Below are 16,872 nucleotides of genomic sequence, written 5' to 3'. Positions count from 1 at the left end.
CCGGCCCGGTGCAGGCGCCGCGTGGCGTGCGCGCCGTGCCCTTGCGGCGGTCGCCGTCCGCCCACGGGCCCCCTGCCGCCATGGTCGAACCTCCCCGCCTCGCGCGCGTGCCCTGTTCCCGACCGTAGGCGCGGGGTGATCAGGAGGACAGATCGCGCGGTGAACGCGCCCCCCTGCACTCCCTCGGTTCACTCCGAGCGCCTGCCCGGACGGGTGAATGGACAGGGTCGGGTGGATACACCCTAGGGGTGGGGGAACCGAGGGGGGACCGTGGAGCGGCGGCCAGAGGATGCCCCGTGATCGCCGCTCCACGGGCGGATGCCGTCCGGTGTCAGCCGAAGACCGCCAGGCTCTTCGCCTTGCCCTTGTGCGACTCCACGAGTGCCAGGAAACGGCCCTCGGGGTCGAACACGGCGACCGGCCCGGAGGCCGCGTACTCGTCCGGCATCTCCAGGCGTACGCCGTTGACGAGCAGCCGGGCGCGCCTGGCGTCGATGTCCCAGCGCCGGAACGCGGCCGCGGCGGCCTCGGCGATCGGCATCACTGTCAGCTCCTGCTGGAGCTGGTCCAGCGTCTTCGCCGTGTCCAGCTTGTACGGCCCGACGCGGGTGCGGCGCAGCGCGGTGAGGTGGCCGCCGACGCCCAGGTCGGCGCCCAGGTCCCGGGCGAGGGCGCGGATGTACGTGCCGGAGGAGCAGGTCACCGAGACGACCAGGTCGAGGACGGGCGTGCCGTCCTCGGCGACCGCGTCGCGGACGTCGTACACCGCGAAGGACGAGATGGTGACCGGGCGGGCCGGGATCTCGAAGTCCTCGCCGTCGCGGGCCCGCTTGTAGGAGCGCACGCCGTCGATCTTGATGGCGCTGACCTTGGACGGCACCTGCATGATGTCGCCGCTGAGCTTGGCGATGCCCGCGTCGATGGCGTCCCGGGTGACCTTCGAGGCGTCGACCGACCCCGTGATCTCGCCCTCGGCATCGTCGGTGACGGTCGTCTGGCCCAGGCGGATCGTGCCCAGGTACTCCTTCTCGGTCAGCGCGAGGTGCCCGAGGAGCTTGGTCGCGCGCTCCACGCCGAGGACGAGGACGCCCGTCGCCATCGGGTCGAGCGTGCCGGCGTGGCCGACGCGGCGGGTGCGGGCGATGCCGCGCATCTTGGCGACGACGTCGTGCGAGGTGAAGCCCGACGGCTTGTCGACGATGACAAGGCCGTCGGGCGTGGTGTGCTTCTGGGTCATTCGGCGGCGTCGTCCGTCTCGTCGGCGTCCTCGGACTCCGGCTTCCGGTACGGGTCCGCCTCACCGGCGTACGCCGCGCCGGCCGAGACCTCGCGCACCTTCTCGTCGGACTGGCGCGCCTTGTCGAGGAGGTCCTCGATGGTCTTGGCGGTGTCCGGCAGGGCGTCGGCGACGAAGGTCAGCGTCGGGGTGAACTTCACGCCCGCCGCGGCACCGACCGCGCTGCGGAGCACGCCCTTGGCGCTCTCCAGACCGGCGGCCGCCGCCTTCCGCTCCTCCTCGTCCCCGTACACGGTGTAGAAGACGGTCGCCTCCCGCAGATCCCCGGTGACCCGGGTGTCCGTGATGGTGACGTGCGAGCCGAGCCGCGGGTCCTTGATCCCGCGCTGCAGCTTCTGGGCCACTACTTCCCGGATGAGGTCCGCCAGCCTCTTGGCCCGCGCGTTGTCGGCCACTGGTCCGTCTCCTTAAGAGTTTCTTGCTTCTTGCTTCAGTCTTCGTCGCTGTGGAGCCTGCGTCGAACCGAGAGCAGCTCCACCTCGGGCCGCCCCGCGACCAGCCGCTCACAGCGGTCCAGTACGTCGCTGAGGTGCCCGGTGTCCCCCGAGACGAGCGCCAGCCCGATCTCGGCCCTGCGGTGGAGGTCCTGGTGGCCCGTCTCCGCCGCGCTCACTCCGTACTTGCGCTGGAGTTCGGCGACGATCGGACGGACCAGGGAGCGCTTCTCCTTGAGCGAGTGGACGTCGCCGAGGAGCAGATCGAAGGACAGAGTCCCCACATACATGTGTGTGTCCGGATGTCCCGCCGGTTCGGGGTACGGGCGCCGGGCCGAGAGTGCCGGCGCCGATACGGGAACCGTACACGCAACGGCCGGGGCCGATCGACGGAAATAACTTCCGCCGACCGGCCCCGGTCGCGTGTCAGGTCACGCGCGCGGCTTCTCGCGCATCTCGTACGTCGCGATGACGTCGTCGACCTTGATGTCGTTGAAGTTTCCGAGGTTGATACCACCCTCGTAGCCTTCGCGGATCTCGGTGACGTCGTCCTTGAAGCGACGCAGACCCTCGATGTTGAGGTTCTCCGCGATGACCTTGCCATCGCGGACCAGGCGCGCCTTGGTGTTGCGCTTGACCTCGCCGGAGCGGATGAGAACACCCGCGATGTTGCCCAGCTTGGACGACTTGAAGACCTCGCGGATCTCCGCCGTGCCGAGCTCGACCTCTTCGTACTCCGGCTTGAGCATGCCCTTGAGGGCCGCCTCGATCTCCTCGATCGCCTGGTAGATGACCGAGTAGTACCGGACGTCCACGCCCTCGCGCTCGGCCATCTGCGCCGCGCGGCCGGCCGCGCGGACGTTGAAGCCGATCACGATGGCGTCGGAACCCATCGCCAGGTCGATGTCGGACTCCGTGACCGCACCGACGCCGCGGTGCAGGACGCGGATGTCGACCTCTTCGCCGACGTCCAGCTGGAGCAGGGAGGACTCGAGGGCCTCGACGGAACCAGACGCGTCACCCTTGATGATCAGGTTCAGCTGCTGGATCTCGCCGGCCTTCAGGACCTTGTCCAGGTCCTCCAGCGAGACGCGACGCGTGCGCTTGGCGAAGGCAGCGTTGCGCTCACGGGCGGCACGCTTCTCGGCGATCTGACGGGCCGTACGGTCCTCGTCGACCACCAGGAAGTTGTCACCCGCACCCGGGACGTTGGTCAGGCCCAGGACCTGGACCGGCGTCGACGGGCCGGCCTCGGCGACGTTGTTGCCGTTGTCGTCGAGCATGGCGCGCACTCGGCCGTAGGCGTCGCCCACGACCATCGTGTCGCCGACCCGCAGCGTGCCTCGCTGGACGAGGACCGTCGCCACGGCACCGCGGCCGCGGTCGAGGCGGGACTCGATCGAGATGCCCTGCGCGTCCTGGTTCGGGTTGGCCCGCAGGTCGAGCGAGGCGTCGGCCGTGAGGATCACGGCCTCCAGCAGCGAGTCGATGTGCAGACCCTGCTTGGCGGAGATGTCGACGAACATGGTGTCGCCGCCGTACTCCTCGGCCACCAGGCCGTACTCGGTCAGCTGACCGCGCACCTTGGTCGGGTCGGCGCCCTCGACGTCGATCTTGTTGACCGCGACGACGATCGGGACGTCGGCCGCCTTGGCGTGGTTGAGCGCCTCGACCGTCTGCGGCATGACGCCGTCGTTGGCCGCGACGACCAGGATCGCGATGTCCGTCGACCGGGCACCACGGGCACGCATGGCGGTGAACGCCTCGTGGCCCGGGGTGTCGATGAAGGTGATCGCGCGGTCCTCGTCGTTGACCTGCGTCGAGACCTGGTAGGCACCGATGTGCTGGGTGATGCCGCCGGCCTCGCCCGCGATGACGTTCGTCTTGCGGATCGCGTCGAGCAGTCGGGTCTTACCGTGGTCGACGTGACCCATGACGGTGACGACCGGCGGGCGGACCACCAGGTCCTCCTCGTCGCCCTCGTCCTCGCCGAACTCGATGTCGAAGGACTCGAGCAGCTCGCGGTCCTCCTCCTCCGGGCTGACGATCTGAACCTGGTAGTTCATCTCGCCGGCGAGGAGCTGGAGGGTCTCGTCGGAGACGGACTGGGTCGCGGTGACCATCTCGCCGAGGTTCATCATGACCGCGACGAGCGACGCCGGGTTGGCGTTGATCTTCTCCGCGAAGTCGGTGAGCGACGCACCGCGCGACAGGCGAATGGTCTCGCCGTTGCCGCGAGGCAGCATCACGCCGCCGACCGACGGGGCCTGCATGGCCTCGTACTCCTGGCGCCTCTGCCGCTTCGACTTACGGCCACGACGCGCGGGACCGCCGGGACGACCGAAGGCGCCCTGCGTGCCACCACGGCCACCGGGACCACCGGGACGACCACCGAAGCCGGGACGGCCACCGCCACCACCGGCGGGACCACCGGGACGGCCGCCGAAGCCACCGCCACCGCCACCACCGGGACCGGCGGGACGACCGGCGAAGCCGCCGCCACCGCCACCCGGACGGCCGGCGAAGCCGCCGCCACCGGGACGACCGCCGCCGCCACCGCCGGGACGACCGCCGCCACCGGGACCGCGGCCACCGGGGCCACCGCCGGGACGGGGGCCGGCAGCGGGACGCTGCGGCATCATGCCGGGGTTGGGACGCGGGCCGCCGGGGCCGCCGCCGGGACGGGGACCGCCCTGCGGACGCGGCATCGAGCCCGGAGTCGGGCGGGCACCGCCGGGAGCCTGCGGACGAGGACCGCCGCCCTGGGCGCCGGGCGCCTGCGGACGGGGACCGGCGCCGGGGGCACCGGGGCCACCGGGACGCGGGCCACCCTGCGGGCGCGGAGCCTGCGGGCGGGCCATACCGGCGTTGCCGCCGGAGGTGAAGGGGTTGTTGCCCGGGCGCGGACCGGCCGGACGGGCACCGCCGGGACGCGGGGCCTGGCCACCGGGACGACGCTCACCCTGACCCGGACGGGCACCCTGGCCCTGGCCGGGAGCCGGACGGGAGCCGGGCTTCGGGCCACCGGGACGCGCGGCCGGGGCCGCCGGGGCGGACGGGGCCTGCGCGGCGGGAGCCGGGGCGGACGGCGGAGCGGTGAACTCCGGGGCCGCCGGGGCCGGACGCGGCGCGGGCTTCGGGCCCGGCGTCGGGCGCGGACCGGGGGCCGGCGCCGAGGAGGCGGCCGGGGTCACCGGGGCCGCCGGGGCGGCGGGCGCCTGGGCCGCGGGCTTGGGGGCGGCCGGCCGCGGAGCAGCCGGACGTGCCGCCTGCGCCGGGGAGGGCGCGGGGGCGGGCTTGGGGGCAGCCTTCTTCGGGGCGGCGGGCTTGGCGGACTTGCCGCTGCCACCACCCTGGAAGGCGTCAGTCAGTTTGCGTACAACGGGCGCCTCGATCGTCGAGGATGCCGATCGGACGAATTCACCGAGTTCCTGGAGCTTGGCCATGACGACCTTGCTCTCCACACCGAACTCCTTGGCGAGTTCGTATACCCGGACCTTAGCCACTTCGCTCCTTTGAGGTCCGGGTTGCGGCCGGACCGTCGCTAGTTCATGGGCGTACTCATCGCGTACTCATCGAGTGCTCATCGCAATCTCGACCTGCTTTCGACTCGCGAGGTACCAGACCGCACGGGGTGTTCCGTACGGCGCTTCTTACGGTGTTGCCTCTTCGGCAACTGTCGACTGCTCGACGTATCGGCGCAACGCCTTTGTGTCGAGCGCTCCCGGGGCGCGCAGTGCCCGCGTGAACGCCCGGCGGCGTACCGCCTGGTCGAGACAGACGAGGGCGGGGTGCACATACGCACCCCGGCCGGGCAGCGTACCGCGTGGATCGGGGACACACTCGTCCTTGATCGCCACGATACGCAGCAGACCCGTCTTGGCCGTTCGCTCCCGACACCCCACACAGGTGCGTTCAGGGCATGCTCGGGCGTGCGTCCGGCCAGACACAGTTAAGTCTACCTCCCCGTGCCGACCTCACCCTTTTGGGGCAAGAATCGAACGGTTGTTGTCGTGATCTCAGCGTCGTTCGGCTGGGATCTATTCCCCGGGCTGCTCGGTGTCGGGGCGGATGTCGATCCGCCAGCCGGTCAGCCGGGCCGCGAGCCGGGCGTTCTGCCCTTCCTTGCCGATCGCCAGCGACAGCTGGTAGTCCGGCACGGTCACGCGCGCGGAGCGGGCCGCCATGTCCACGACCTCGACCTTGGAGACCCGGGCCGGGGACAGGGCGTTGGCCACCATCTCCGCGGGGTCGTCCGACCAGTCGACGATGTCGATCTTCTCGCCGTTCAGCTCGCCCATGACATTGCGCACCCGGCCGCCCATGGGGCCGATGCAGGCGCCCTTGGCGTTCAGGCCCGAGCGGGTGGACCGTACGGCGATCTTGGTGCGGTGACCGGCCTCACGCGCGATGGCGGCGATCTCCACCGAACCGTCGGCGATCTCCGGCACCTCCAGGGCGAAGAGCTTCTTCACCAGGTTGGGGTGCGTACGCGAAAGAGTGACGGACGGACCGCGCACACCCTTCGCCACCCGGACGACGTACGACCGCAGCCGCATGCCGTGCGGGTACGTCTCACCCGGCACCTGCTCCTGCACCGGCAGGATCGCCTCCAGCTTGCCGATGTCGACCAGCACGTTCTTCGGGTCGCGGCCCTGCTGGACCACACCGGTGACGATGTCGCCCTCACGGCCGGCGTACTCGCCGAGCGTCGCGTCGTCCTCGGCGTCGCGCAGCCGCTGCAGGATCACCTGCTTGGCGGTGGTGGCGGCGATACGGCCGAACCCGGACGGGGTGTCGTCGAACTCGCGGACCTCCTGGCCCGGCTCGATGTCCTCGGGGTCCTCCTTCGCCCACACGGTCACATGTCCGGTCTCCCGGTTGAGCTCCACGCGCGCGTGTCGGCGGCTTCCCTCGGTGCGGTGGTAGGCGATGAGGAGGGCCGACTCGATCGCCTCGACCAGCAGCGAGAAAGAGATCTCCTTCTCCCTGACCAAACCCCGCAGGGCGCTCATGTCGATGTCCACGGCTACGCCTCCTCCTCTTCCTTCATGTCCTTCTTGTCCTTGCGGTTGAACTCGACCTGGACGCGCGCCCTGTCGAATTCGGAGAAGCCCAGCCGGCGGCTCGTGGCCTTGCGGCCCTTCACACCGGGGACCTCGACGTCCAGGCCGTCCTCGTCGACGCCGAGGATTCTCGCGATCAGCTCGCCGCCCTCGGTCAGCTGGAACTTCACGAGCCGGTCGACGGCGCGCGCGAAGTGCCGGTGCTCGGTGAGGAGGCGCTCCGCGCCGGGGGTGCCGACCTCCAGGTCGTAGGCCGCGTCACCCATCGCGTCGGTCTCGTCGAGCTTCGCCGAGAGCGCACGGCTCACATCGGCGATCGCGTCCAGGTCGGCACCCTCGTCCGAGTCGACGACCACGCGCAGCACACGCTTGCGGCCGACCGAGTCGACGGCGATCTCTTCCAGATCGAGGCCTTGGGAGGTGACGAGCGGCTCCAGAAGTTCTCGCAGCCTCTCGCTCTGGGTGGTGCTCATCCGGGTGACTCCTCGGCCGCGTGTGCTGTTGTGGGTTGGGGCGCGTGTCAGGTCAAAGGGTATCCGGTCCGGGGGTGTGTTGCCGTCCATGGGCCGTTGGGGGCGCCTTCTGGGTGGGGTGCGATCGGTACTCGGGCGGCTGCAGGTCCGTTGTGGTTTCTCGCGCAGTTCCCCGCGCCCCTTAGGGCACACCCCCGAGCCGATTACATGAGTGCGGGATGTTCGCGGGTACCGTGATCACGTCCGTTTGTGCGAAGCCCCCCGAGGATCACAGCCGTGCCGTTTCCGTCATCGCCACGCATCCCCTCGGGGGTGCGCAGAAGGACCCTGTTCGCCTCGGCCGCCGGTGGGCTGCTGGTGGCGGGGTGCAGCTCCGGTTCCGAGGACCAGGACAAGGCCACCGGTGGCAGTCCGGCCGTCGGTGAGCGGGTACGCGTGCGTGCCGCCGCCGACAGTGCCGACCTGGTCGAGCGGTACGACGCCGTCCTCGCGGCCCATCCCGCGCTGGCCGGGCGCGTCCGGCCGTTGCGGGAGGAGACCGCGCGGCATGTGACCGCCTTCGGAGGCGTACGACACTCCCCCACGGCGTCCCCGTCGGCGTCCCCCTCGGTGTCGGCCCCGGCCCCCGTGCCCGGCACCCCCGAGGACGCCCTCGCCGGGCTGGCCGCCGCCGAGCGGGGGCTCGCCGACCGGCGGGCCCAGGCGTTGCTGGGGGTGCCCGGGGAGCTGGCGCGGCTGCTGGCGTCCGTGGCCGCCGCCGGAGCCGCGCACGCGTATCTGCTGACCCTGGCGCCGACGGAGGGCCACGCATGAGCGAGAAGGACGAACTGACCGCGGTGCAGGCCGCCCTGGCCGCCGAGCACGCCGCCGTCTACGGCTACGGAGTGGTCGGCGCGCGCATCGGCGAGGGCCGCCGCACCGAGGCACGCACGGCCTACGACGCCCACCGCAGCCGGCGCGACAGCCTGGGCCGCGAGGTGCGGGACCTGGGCGGCGAGCCGGTCGCGGCGGCGGCCGGGTACGCGCTGCCGTTCCCGGTGAGCGACGCGGAGTCGGCGGTGCGGCTCGCGGCCGAACTGGAGGAGCGCGTGGCGGGGGTCTACTCCGACCTGGTGCGGGCGTCGACCGGCGATCGCCGGGCCGCGGCCGCGCTGGCGCTGCGGGAGGCCGCGGTGCGCGCGGTGCGCTGGCGCGGCGGGAGCGTAGCCTTCCCTGGGCTCGCCGAGCGGTCTTCCGGGACCTCGGCCGCGCCTACGGGGTGACGGTTACGGGAAAGGACAACTCGCGCATGGCTTTCGAACCGCCGCGGCGTCTGGTCAGGGCGCTCGGTGAGAGCGCGCCGGACGGTGACGACTGGTTGGACAAGCTCCCCGAGACGCTCGACCGTGCCGTCGCGCTACGCGAGTTGACCGTGGACCGGATCCAGGTGCCGGGCGGCCGCAGCAGCCTGGTGGTGCTGGTGCGCCGGGCCGACGGGACGCCCGCGGTGCTGAAGCTGGCTCCGCCGCGGGCGCGGCCGGGCAGCGAGCGGGCCGCGCTGGCGCACTGGGCCGGACGGGGCACCGTACAGCTGCTCGACGAGGACGGGACGGAGGGCGTGCTGCTGCTGGAGCGGCTGCATCCGGACGTCTCGGTGCGGTCGTTGCCGGAGGCGAAGGCGCTGCTGGAGGCGGCGGGGACGCTGCGCCGGCTGTGGGTGCAGCCGCCGGAGGGAGACGTCTTCGCGACGGTCGCCGAGCGGACCGGGCGGCAGGCGCGGGCCATGCGGGCGAGCGCGGACGCCGACGCCGAGCTGGTGCCGTTGGTCGACGCGGCGCTCGCCGTGCGCGAGGAGCTGCTGGCGGCGCCGCCGGAGCACCGGCTGCTGCACGGCACGTTCCGGCAGTCCAAGGTGCTCGCGGGCGAGCGGATGCCGTGGCTGGCCGTCGGGCCGGACCCGCTGGTCGGCGAGTGCGCCTTCGATCTGGCGCGGCTGGTCCGGGACCGGGTGGAGGACCTGATCGCCTCCCCGTCGGGCGCGGCGACGACCCGGCGCCGGGTGAAGCGGCTCGCGGAGTCGCTGGACGTGGACCAGGAGCGGCTGCGGGGCTGGACCCTGTTCCGGGCCGTGGAGTCGGGGGTGCGGGCGCGCAGGGTGGGACGGCCGCAGGACGCCGAGCTGCTGCTGGAGTTCGCGAGCTGGCTGTGAAACACGGAAGGTGCGGGTTCCCGGTCCGGGAACCCGCACCTTCTCGCTGTCTTACGCGGTGAGGCGCGCGACGGCCTCCTCGACCGTCAGCTCCTCGCGCTCGCCCGTCCTGCGGTCCTTGAGCTCGACGACGCCCTCGCCCGCGCGGCGGCCGGCGACGAGGATCTTCGGTACGCCGATCAGCTCCGAGTCGGTGAACTTCACGCCCGGGGACACCCCGGCCCGGTCGTCGACCAGGACGCGCAGGCCGGCCGCGGCCAGCTTGTCGGAGACGTCGAGGGCCAGCTCGGTCTGCAGGGCCTTGCCCGCGGCGACGACGTGGACGTCGGCCGGGGCGACCTCGGCGGGCCAGCACAGGCCCTTGTCGTCGGCGGTCTGCTCGGCGAGGGCGGCCACCGCACGGGAGACGCCGATGCCGTAGGAGCCCATGGTGACGCGGACCGGCTTGCCGTTCTGGCCGAGGACGTCCAGCTTGAGCGCGTCGGTGTACTTGCGGCCCAGCTGGAAGATGTGGCCGATCTCGATGGCGCGGTCCAGCTTCAGGCCGGTGCCGCACTTCGGGCACGGGTCGCCGTCCTGGACGACCACGACGTCGACGTACGCGTCGACCTCGAAGTCGCGGCCCGCGACGACGTTCTTCGCGTGCATGCCCTCCTTGTTGGCGCCGGTGATCCAGGAGGTGCCGGGGGCCACGCGCGGGTCGGCGATGTACGTCACCTTGTCCAGGCCCTGCGGGCCGACGTAGCCGCGGACCAGGTCCCGGCGCTCGGCGAAGTCGGCCTCGGTGACCATCTCGACGGTCGCGGGGGCGAAGTGCGCCTCGACCTTGTCCATGTCGACCTCGCGGTCGCCGGGCACGCCCACCGCGACGATCTCGCCGTCGACCTTCACCAGGAGGTTCTTCAGCGTGGCGGAGGCCGGGACGCCGAGGGAGGCGGCCAGGGTCTCGATGGTCGGGGTGTCGGGGGTCGGGATGTCCTCGGCGGCGGGCACACCTTCGGCGTCCACCGGCTTCAGCTCGTACGTGATCGCCTCGGTGTTCGCCGCGAAGTCGCAGTTGGGGCAGTCGGCGAAGGTGTCCTCGCCGGCCTCGGCCGGGGCCAGGAACTCCTCCGACTTCGAGCCGCCCATGGCGCCCGCGGTGGCGGCGCAGATGCGGTAGTCGAGGCCGAGGCGCTCGAACACGCGCTGGTAGGCCTCGCGGTGCAGGGCGTAGGACTTGGCGAGGCCCTCGTCCTCCAGGTCGAAGGAGTACGAGTCCTTCATCAGGAACTCGCGGCCGCGCAGGATGCCGGCGCGGGGGCGGGCCTCGTCGCGGAACTTCGTCTGGATCTGGTACAGGATGACCGGCAGGTCCTTGTAGGACGAGCACTGGTCCTTCACCAGCAGGGTGAAGATCTCCTCGTGGGTCGGGCCGAGGAGGTAGTCGCCGCCCTTGCGGTCGTTGAGGCGGAACAACTCGGCGCCGTACTCGTCCCAGCGGCCGGTCGCCTCGTACGGCTCACGCGGCAGCAGCGCGGGGAGGGAGACCTCCTGGGCGCCGATGGCGTCCATCTCCTCGCGGACGATCCGCTCGACGTTGGTGAGGACCTTCTTGCCGAGGGGCAGCCAGCTCCAGATGCCGGCGGCCGTGCGGCGGACGTAGCCGGCGCGGACGAGGAGCTTGTGGCTGAGGACCTCGGCGTCCGCCGGGTCGTCGCGCAGGGTCTTCGCCATCAACTGGGACATGCGCTGGACCGGTGCGTTGGCCATGGTTCTCGTACTCCTGCCGGGTAAGGGTGATGGCTAGGAGGTTAGCCGGGGGGTGGGGGGCTGCGGAAATCGGTTAGGGCCTGTCTTCCGCCGCAGATGTGCGTGCCAGACCCCGGCATGATCCGGAAGACAGGCCCTAACGACGGCGGCGCAGTGGGAGTGGGGCGCCCATGACGGCGTACGGCTTGGGCGCGCTCGGGAAGTGGACGCGGCGGGCCAGGTCGACGTAGCCGAGGGAGTGGTAGAGGCCGCGGGCGGGGCTGTCGGTGTCGATCGCCGAGAGGATGGAGCGGGGTTCGGCCGCGCTGTCGGTGATCGTGGTGATCAGGGTGCGGCCGATGCCGCGGTTCTGGTACGCCGGGTGGACGTGGAGCTCGGTGATGACGAAGGAGTCGTCGAGCCAGGTCTCGTTGCCCTCGGCACGGAGGTAGGGCTCCACCACGGTGGACCACCAGTGGGCGCGATCGTTGGGCATGCCGTAGATGAACCCGACGAGTTGGCCCCGGCTGGTCGCGCCCAGCGCTCGCGCGCCCGGGTACGTCATGTGGCGCAGGACGATCTGGCGGCGGACCGCCACCTCGTCCGCGTCCAGGTCGAAGGCGACCGCTTGGACCGCGAGGGCCTCGTCGACGCGAGCGGAGAGGTCCAGAGGGCCGATGGCGAGGTCCATGCCGGGGAGCCTACAGGGGTCAGAACAGCACACTCATGAAAGCGCCGACCTCTTCGAAACCCACCCGCTTGTACGTGCGCCTCGCCGCCGTGTTGAAGTCGTTGACGTAGAGGCTGGCCACGGGGGCCACGTCCGCCAGGGCGTAGGCGAGGACCGCCGCCATGCCCGGGGCCGCGAGGCCCTTGCCGCGGTACTCGGGGGCCACCCAGACGCCCTGGATCTGGCAGGCACGGTCGGTCGCGGCGCCGATCTCCGCCTTGAACATGACCTTGCCCCGCTCGTCGAGGCGGGCGAAGGAGCGGCCGGTGCCGACGAGTTCGGCGACGCGGGCCTGGTAGAGCAGGCCGCCGTCGCCGGCCAGCGGGGAGACGCCGACCTCCTCGGTGAACATGGCGACACAGGCCGGCATGATCGTCTCCATCTCGTCCTTGCGGACGCGCCGGACGTACGGGTCCGGGGTGATGTCGGCCGGCATGCGGTCGGTGACCATCAGGGGCTGGCGGGCGCGGACGTCGCGGGCCGGGCCCCAGTGCGGTTCGAGCAGCCGCCACAGCTCGGCGGTCTGCTCGGCGGGGCCGACGATCGAGGAGCAGCGGCGGCCGGACCTTCTGGCCCTGTCGCCGAAGGCCCGGACGGCACGCGGGGTGGCGCAGATGGGGACGAGGTTGGCGCCGGCGTAGCACAGGGAGGTGAGCAGGCCGTCCTCGTACCAGCCCCACATCTCGCCGCCGAGGCGCCAGGGGTCCAGGCCGGCGACCTGGACCCGGGACGTCACGAAGGCGTTCACCACGGGTTCTCTGTCGAGGACGGCGAGTGCGGCGTCCAGGTCACTCGGTTCGAGGACCCGGGAGGTGGTCTGGGTCAACACGTGCGGGCCTCATCGTGGGGTTCTGCTGGTCTCCGCACTATAGCTGCGCGTGCTGAGCCGTGCGCCTTCCCGTCTGCGGGGCTGGGCTTCGCCGGCGGCTTTCCGTGCGTTGTGGCTTGTCGCGCCCACGCGGCGGAGCCGCACATCGATACAGCCCCGCGCCCCTTGAGGGACACCTCCCCGCAGCAGCGGAAAAGGTTCAGCCCGCCACCGACACCGACGGCTCGCCCGACGGGACGCCGTCTTCCTGCATCTGTTCGGCGATCTTCATCGCTTCCTCGATGAGGGTCTCGACGATCTTGGACTCGGGGACGGTCTTGATGACCTCGCCCTTGACGAAGATCTGGCCCTTGCCGTTGCCGGAGGCGACGCCGAGGTCGGCCTCGCGGGCCTCGCCGGGGCCGTTGACGACGCAGCCCATGACGGCGACGCGGAGGGGGACCTCCATGCCGGTGAGGCCGGCGGTGACCTCTTCGGCGAGCTTGTAGACGTCGACCTGGGCGCGGCCGCAGGACGGGCAGGAGACGATCTCCAGGCCGCGCTGCTTGAGGTTGAGGGACTCCAGGATCTGGTTGCCGACCTTGACCTCCTCGACCGGCGGGGCCGACAGGGAGACGCGGATCGTGTCGCCGATGCCCTGGGACAGCAGGGCGCCGAAGGCCACGGCCGACTTGATCGTGCCCTGGAAGGCCGGGCCCGCCTCGGTCACGCCGAGGTGGAGGGGGTAGTCGCACTGGGCGGCGAGCTGGCGGTAGGCCTCGATCATCACGACCGGGTCGTTGTGCTTGACCGAGATCTTGATGTCGCGGAAGTCGTGCTCCTCGAAGAGGGAGGCCTCCCACAGGGCGGACTCGACGAGGGCCTCGGGGGTGGCCTTGCCGTACTTCTGGAGCAGGCGGCGGTCGAGGGAGCCGGCGTTGACGCCGATGCGGATCGGAGTGCCGTGGTCCCGGGCGGCCTTGGCGATCTCCTTGACCTTGTCGTCGAACTGCTTGATGTTGCCGGGGTTCACACGGACCGCGGCGCAGCCCGCCTCGATCGCGGCGAACACGTACTTCGGCTGGAAGTGGATGTCGGCGATGACCGGGATCTGCGACTTGCGCGCGATGGTGGCGAGGGCGTCGGCGTCGTCCTGCGTGGGGCAGGCGACCCGGACGATCTGGCAGCCGGACGCGGTCAGCTCGGCGATCTGCTGAAGGGTGGCGCCGATGTCGGACGTACGGGTCGTCGTCATGGACTGGACCGAGACCGGGGCGTCGCCGCCGACCGCGACGGAGCCGACCTGGATCTGCCGGCTCTTGCGGCGCTCGGCGATCTTGGTCGGAACGGACGGCATGCCGAGAGAAATCGCAGTCATCTGCTGTGCAACCCCAAGTCGTGGATCAAGGTCCGGACCCGTATCTGCGGCGGGCTCCAGGCTTCGAGATTACGGCACGCACCCCGGCCCGATCACATCCCGCCCGGCAATGCCACCCGATGGGAGGCGGCCGGACACACAGAGTGCCCGGCCGCCGTGAACCGCGGGTGTCTACGAGATGCGCACCGGGTTGACCACATCCGCGATCAGGACCAGCACCGTGAAGCAGACGAAGAGCCCGGCGACCACGTAGGCGACCGGCATCAGCTTCGCCACGTCGAACGGGCCGGGGTCGGGGCGGCGCAGCACCCGGGCGGTGCCCCGGCGCAGCGACTCCCACAGGGCGCCCGCGATGTGGCCGCCGTCCAGGGGCAGCAGCGGCAGCATGTTGAACAGGAACAGCGAGAGGTTGAACCCGGCCAGCAGGAACACGAACATGGCGAGCTGCTGGGAGGCCGGGATGTCGAGCGTGGCGATCTCGCCGCCGACCCGGGCCGCGCCGACGATGCCCATCGGGGAGTCCTGCTCGCGCGGTCCGTCGCCGAAGGCGGCGTCCCACAGGGCGGGGATCTTGGAGGGCAGGGCGACGAGGGAGTCGACGGCGTCACCGACGCGGTCGCCCATCCAGGTCATGGAGTCGCCGAAGCCCAGGGTCTCGACGCCCTCGGCGGCGCTGAAGCCGAGGAAGCCGGCCTTGACGTACTCGCCCTGGACGTAGGCGCCGCTGGAGTCCTTCTTGGTGACCAGGTTGGTGGCGATCTTCGCGTGCAGGGTGACTTCCTGCCCCTTGCGGTCGACGACGATCGCCACCTCCTTGCCCGCGCTGTCGCGGATGAGGTCGGAGAGGGTGTTCCAGTCGTCGGTGCGGTGTCCGTCGAAGGCGACGATCCTGTCGCCGGCCTTCATGCCCGCGGCCTCGGCCGGGGAGGCCGGGTCGGACTTCTTGCACTCGTCGCGCTTCTCGCTCTGGGAGATCACGCACGGGGAGACCGAGCTGACGGTGGTGGTCTGCTGCTGGATGCCGAAGCCCATCAGCACGGAGAGGAACAGGCCGAAGGCGAGGACCAGGTTCATGAACGGGCCCGCGAACATCACGACGACCCGCTTCCACGGCTTGCGCGTGTAGAAGAGGCGGGTGTCGTCGCCCGGCTGGAGTTCCTCGAAGGCGGCCGAGCGGGCGTCCTCGATCATGCCGCGCCAGGGCGAGGTGGAGCGGGCCTCCAGCCGGCCGTCGGGGCCGGGCGGGAACATGCCGATCATGCGGATGTAGCCGCCGAACGGGATCGCCTTGACGCCGTACTCGGTCTCGCCCTTCTTCCGCGACCAGATGGTCGGGCCGAAGCCGACCATGTACTGCGGCACGCGGATGCCGAACAGTTTGGCCGTGGAGAGGTGGCCCAGCTCGTGCCACGCGATCGAGAACAGCAGGCCGACCGCGAAGACCACTATGCCGAGGATGAACATCAGGGTCGTCATGCACGGGCCTCCGCCATCTGTGCCGTCAGTTCCCGGGCTCGGGTGCGCGCCCAGGTCTCCGCTTCGAGGACGTCCGACACGGTCAGCGAAGTTCCCGCCCCCGGCGTGCCGTGCTCCTCGACGACCCGGGTGACGGTCTCCATGATCCCGTTGAAGGGCAGCGCACCGGCCCGGAAGGCCTCCACGCACTCCTCGTTGGCGGCATTGAACACCGCCGGGGCGGTCCCCGCGAGCTCGCCCACGTGCCGGGCGAGGTTCACCGACGGGAAGGCGTCATTGTCGAGCGGGAAGAACTCCCACGTCGAAGCCGTGCTCCAGTCGAAGGCGGGCGCCGCGTCGGGCACGCGCTCCGGCCAGCCCAGGCCGATGGCGATCGGGCCGCGCATGTCGGGGGGCGTGGCCTGCGCCAGGGTCGATCCGTCCGTGAACTCCACCATCGAGTGAACATACGACTGGGGGTGGACGACGACCTCAATGCGGTCGAAGGGAATGTCGTAGAGCAGGTGCGCCTCGATGACCTCCAGGCCCTTGTTGACCAGGGTCGCGGAGTTGATCGTGATCACCGGGCCCATGGCCCAGGTGGGGTGCGCGAGGGCGTCCTCGACGGTGACGTGCGCGAGCTGTTCCTTCGTACGGCCGCGGAAGGGGCCGCCGGAGGCGGTCACGACGAGCTTCCGGACATCGGCGCGGGTGCCGGCGGCGAGGGCCTGGAAGAGGGCGGCGTGCTCGGAGTCGACCGGGATGATCTGGCCGGGCTTGGCGCGCTCCTTGACCAGCGGGCCGCCGACGATGAGCGACTCCTTGTTGGCGAGCGCGAGGGTGCGGCCCGCCTCCAGCGCGGCGAGGGTCGGGGCGAGGCCGATGGAGCCGGTGATGCCGTTCAGGACCGTGTGGCAGTCGGAGGCGGCCACCTCCGTGGCCGCCTGCGGTCCCGCGAGGATCTCGGGGAGCGGCTCGCCCGTGCCGTACTCGGCGGCCAGCGCCTCGCGCAGTGCCGGTACGACGTCCTCGCGGGCCACCGCGACCGTACGCACCCGCAGGCGGCGGGCCTGCTCGGCGAGCAGGGCGACCCGGCCGCCGTTGGCGGACAGGGCGGTCACCCGGAAGCGGCCGGGGTTGCGCAGGACGAGGTCGATGGCCTGCGTGCCGATCGAGCCGGTGGACCCGAGGATCACCACGTCCTTCGGCCCGTCTCCCACGACGGGGTCGTAGACGAGGTGCGGATCGGCGAGGGGGGCTGGGCTGTCGCTCATGCCCCCCATTCTTCCCGTACCCGGACCCCGGATGTGCT

General features: G+C 71.4%; 16 protein-coding genes. 3 read left to right on the top strand and 13 right to left on the bottom strand.

Going from position 1 to position 16,872, the window contains the following annotated elements:
* Window positions 1-331: 331 nt before the first annotated feature.
* The 7 genes from truB to rimP form a co-directional block, all read right to left on the bottom strand.
* Entirely contained in the window at window positions 332-1,237 is a 906-nt protein-coding gene (gene truB, locus ACIQ6Y_RS37035; protein WP_404046600.1) for a tRNA pseudouridine(55) synthase TruB, read from the bottom strand.
* Window positions 1,234-1,692, bottom strand: coding sequence for a 30S ribosome-binding factor RbfA (gene rbfA, locus ACIQ6Y_RS37030; RefSeq protein ID WP_404046597.1), 459 nt, complete (start codon window positions 1,690-1,692; stop codon window positions 1,234-1,236). Before rbfA ends, truB begins: the two co-directional genes overlap by 4 nt.
* 35 nt (window positions 1,693-1,727) lie before the next feature.
* Entirely contained in the window at window positions 1,728-2,021 is a 294-nt protein-coding gene (locus ACIQ6Y_RS37025; RefSeq protein ID WP_399652029.1) for a DUF503 domain-containing protein, read from the bottom strand.
* A 141-nt stretch (window positions 2,022-2,162) separates the two neighbouring features.
* A complete protein-coding gene (gene infB / locus ACIQ6Y_RS37020) occupies window positions 2,163-5,237 on the bottom strand; it encodes a translation initiation factor IF-2 (RefSeq protein WP_404046594.1) in 3,075 nt (1,024 codons plus the stop codon).
* Window positions 5,238-5,384: 147 nt separating this feature from the next.
* On the bottom strand, window positions 5,385-5,681 hold the full coding sequence (locus ACIQ6Y_RS37015) for a YlxR family protein (protein ID WP_404046592.1): 297 nt from the start codon (window positions 5,679-5,681) through the stop codon (window positions 5,385-5,387).
* 90 nt (window positions 5,682-5,771) lie between these two features.
* A complete protein-coding gene (nusA, locus tag ACIQ6Y_RS37010; protein WP_404046589.1) occupies window positions 5,772-6,758 on the bottom strand; it encodes a transcription termination factor NusA in 987 nt (328 codons plus the stop codon).
* A gap of 2 nt (window positions 6,759-6,760) precedes the next feature.
* Window positions 6,761-7,270: a ribosome maturation factor RimP gene (rimP, locus tag ACIQ6Y_RS37005; protein WP_404046587.1), complete on the bottom strand. Its 510-nt coding sequence runs from the start codon at window positions 7,268-7,270 to the stop codon at window positions 6,761-6,763.
* Between the two features lie 276 nt (window positions 7,271-7,546).
* Here rimP and ACIQ6Y_RS37000 point away from each other — a divergent pair, with 276 nt between their 5' ends.
* The 3 genes from ACIQ6Y_RS37000 to ACIQ6Y_RS36990 are packed head-to-tail and all read left to right on the top strand — an operon-like array spanning window position 7,547 to window position 9,458.
* Window positions 7,547-8,083, top strand: coding sequence for a hypothetical protein (locus ACIQ6Y_RS37000; protein WP_404046585.1), 537 nt, complete (start codon window positions 7,547-7,549; stop codon window positions 8,081-8,083).
* Window positions 8,080-8,532 carry a ferritin-like domain-containing protein gene (locus tag ACIQ6Y_RS36995; RefSeq protein WP_404046582.1) on the top strand — a complete coding sequence of 151 codons (453 nt, stop codon included), beginning with the start codon at window positions 8,080-8,082 and terminating at the stop codon, window positions 8,530-8,532. The genes ACIQ6Y_RS37000 and ACIQ6Y_RS36995 overlap by 4 nt, the downstream gene beginning before the upstream one ends.
* A 26-nt stretch (window positions 8,533-8,558) precedes the next feature.
* Window positions 8,559-9,458, top strand: coding sequence for an aminoglycoside phosphotransferase family protein (locus tag ACIQ6Y_RS36990; RefSeq protein ID WP_404046579.1), 900 nt, complete (start codon window positions 8,559-8,561; stop codon window positions 9,456-9,458).
* 51 nt (window positions 9,459-9,509) lie between these two features.
* Here ACIQ6Y_RS36990 and ACIQ6Y_RS36985 read toward each other — a convergent pair whose 3' ends face one another.
* The 6 genes from ACIQ6Y_RS36985 to dxr form a co-directional block, all read right to left on the bottom strand.
* Window positions 9,510-11,210 carry a proline--tRNA ligase gene (locus tag ACIQ6Y_RS36985; protein WP_404046577.1) on the bottom strand — a complete coding sequence of 567 codons (1,701 nt, stop codon included), beginning with the start codon at window positions 11,208-11,210 and terminating at the stop codon, window positions 9,510-9,512.
* A gap of 136 nt (window positions 11,211-11,346) precedes the next feature.
* Complete coding sequence (locus ACIQ6Y_RS36980) at window positions 11,347-11,880, bottom strand: GNAT family N-acetyltransferase (RefSeq protein WP_404046574.1); 534 nt, start codon at window positions 11,878-11,880, stop codon at window positions 11,347-11,349.
* 19 nt (window positions 11,881-11,899) lie between these two features.
* The gene (locus ACIQ6Y_RS36975; RefSeq protein WP_404046572.1) at window positions 11,900-12,748 is read right to left on the bottom strand and encodes a GNAT family N-acetyltransferase; all 849 of its coding nucleotides are present in this window, start codon (window positions 12,746-12,748) and stop codon (window positions 11,900-11,902) included.
* Between the two features lie 199 nt (window positions 12,749-12,947).
* Window positions 12,948-14,105: a flavodoxin-dependent (E)-4-hydroxy-3-methylbut-2-enyl-diphosphate synthase gene (gene ispG / locus ACIQ6Y_RS36970; RefSeq protein WP_404046569.1), complete on the bottom strand. Its 1,158-nt coding sequence runs from the start codon at window positions 14,103-14,105 to the stop codon at window positions 12,948-12,950.
* Window positions 14,106-14,276: 171 nt separating this feature from the next.
* The gene (locus tag ACIQ6Y_RS36965; protein WP_404046663.1) at window positions 14,277-15,569 is read right to left on the bottom strand and encodes a M50 family metallopeptidase; all 1,293 of its coding nucleotides are present in this window, start codon (window positions 15,567-15,569) and stop codon (window positions 14,277-14,279) included.
* 8 nt (window positions 15,570-15,577) lie between these two features.
* Window positions 15,578-16,834, bottom strand: coding sequence for a 1-deoxy-D-xylulose-5-phosphate reductoisomerase (gene dxr / locus ACIQ6Y_RS36960; protein WP_404046567.1), 1,257 nt, complete (start codon window positions 16,832-16,834; stop codon window positions 15,578-15,580).
* Between the last annotated feature and the right edge of the window lie 38 nt (window positions 16,835-16,872).

The sequence above is a fragment of the Streptomyces sp. NPDC096205 genome, from assembly GCF_044763135.1.
In the GTDB taxonomy this organism is placed as follows: domain Bacteria; phylum Actinomycetota; class Actinomycetes; order Streptomycetales; family Streptomycetaceae; genus Streptomyces.
This window is presented reverse-complemented; position numbering and strand designations above follow the sequence as displayed.

Coding starts and splice junctions, on each gene's coding strand:
- ACIQ6Y_RS36965 (WP_404046663.1), bottom strand. CDS start 15,569: ATGTTCATCCTCGGCATAGTGGTCTTCGCGGTCGGCCTGCTGTTCTCG.
- truB (WP_404046600.1), bottom strand. CDS start 1,237: ATGACCCAGAAGCACACCACGCCCGACGGCCTTGTCATCGTCGACAAG.
- ACIQ6Y_RS36995 (WP_404046582.1), top strand. CDS start 8,080: ATGAGCGAGAAGGACGAACTGACCGCGGTGCAGGCCGCCCTGGCCGCC.
- ACIQ6Y_RS36985 (WP_404046577.1), bottom strand. CDS start 11,210: ATGGCCAACGCACCGGTCCAGCGCATGTCCCAGTTGATGGCGAAGACC.
- ACIQ6Y_RS37025 (WP_399652029.1), bottom strand. CDS start 2,021: ATGTATGTGGGGACTCTGTCCTTCGATCTGCTCCTCGGCGACGTCCAC.
- ACIQ6Y_RS36990 (WP_404046579.1), top strand. CDS start 8,559: ATGGCTTTCGAACCGCCGCGGCGTCTGGTCAGGGCGCTCGGTGAGAGC.
- dxr (WP_404046567.1), bottom strand. CDS start 16,834: ATGAGCGACAGCCCAGCCCCCCTCGCCGATCCGCACCTCGTCTACGAC.
- rimP (WP_404046587.1), bottom strand. CDS start 7,270: ATGAGCACCACCCAGAGCGAGAGGCTGCGAGAACTTCTGGAGCCGCTC.
- ACIQ6Y_RS36980 (WP_404046574.1), bottom strand. CDS start 11,880: ATGGACCTCGCCATCGGCCCTCTGGACCTCTCCGCTCGCGTCGACGAG.
- ispG (WP_404046569.1), bottom strand. CDS start 14,105: ATGACTGCGATTTCTCTCGGCATGCCGTCCGTTCCGACCAAGATCGCC.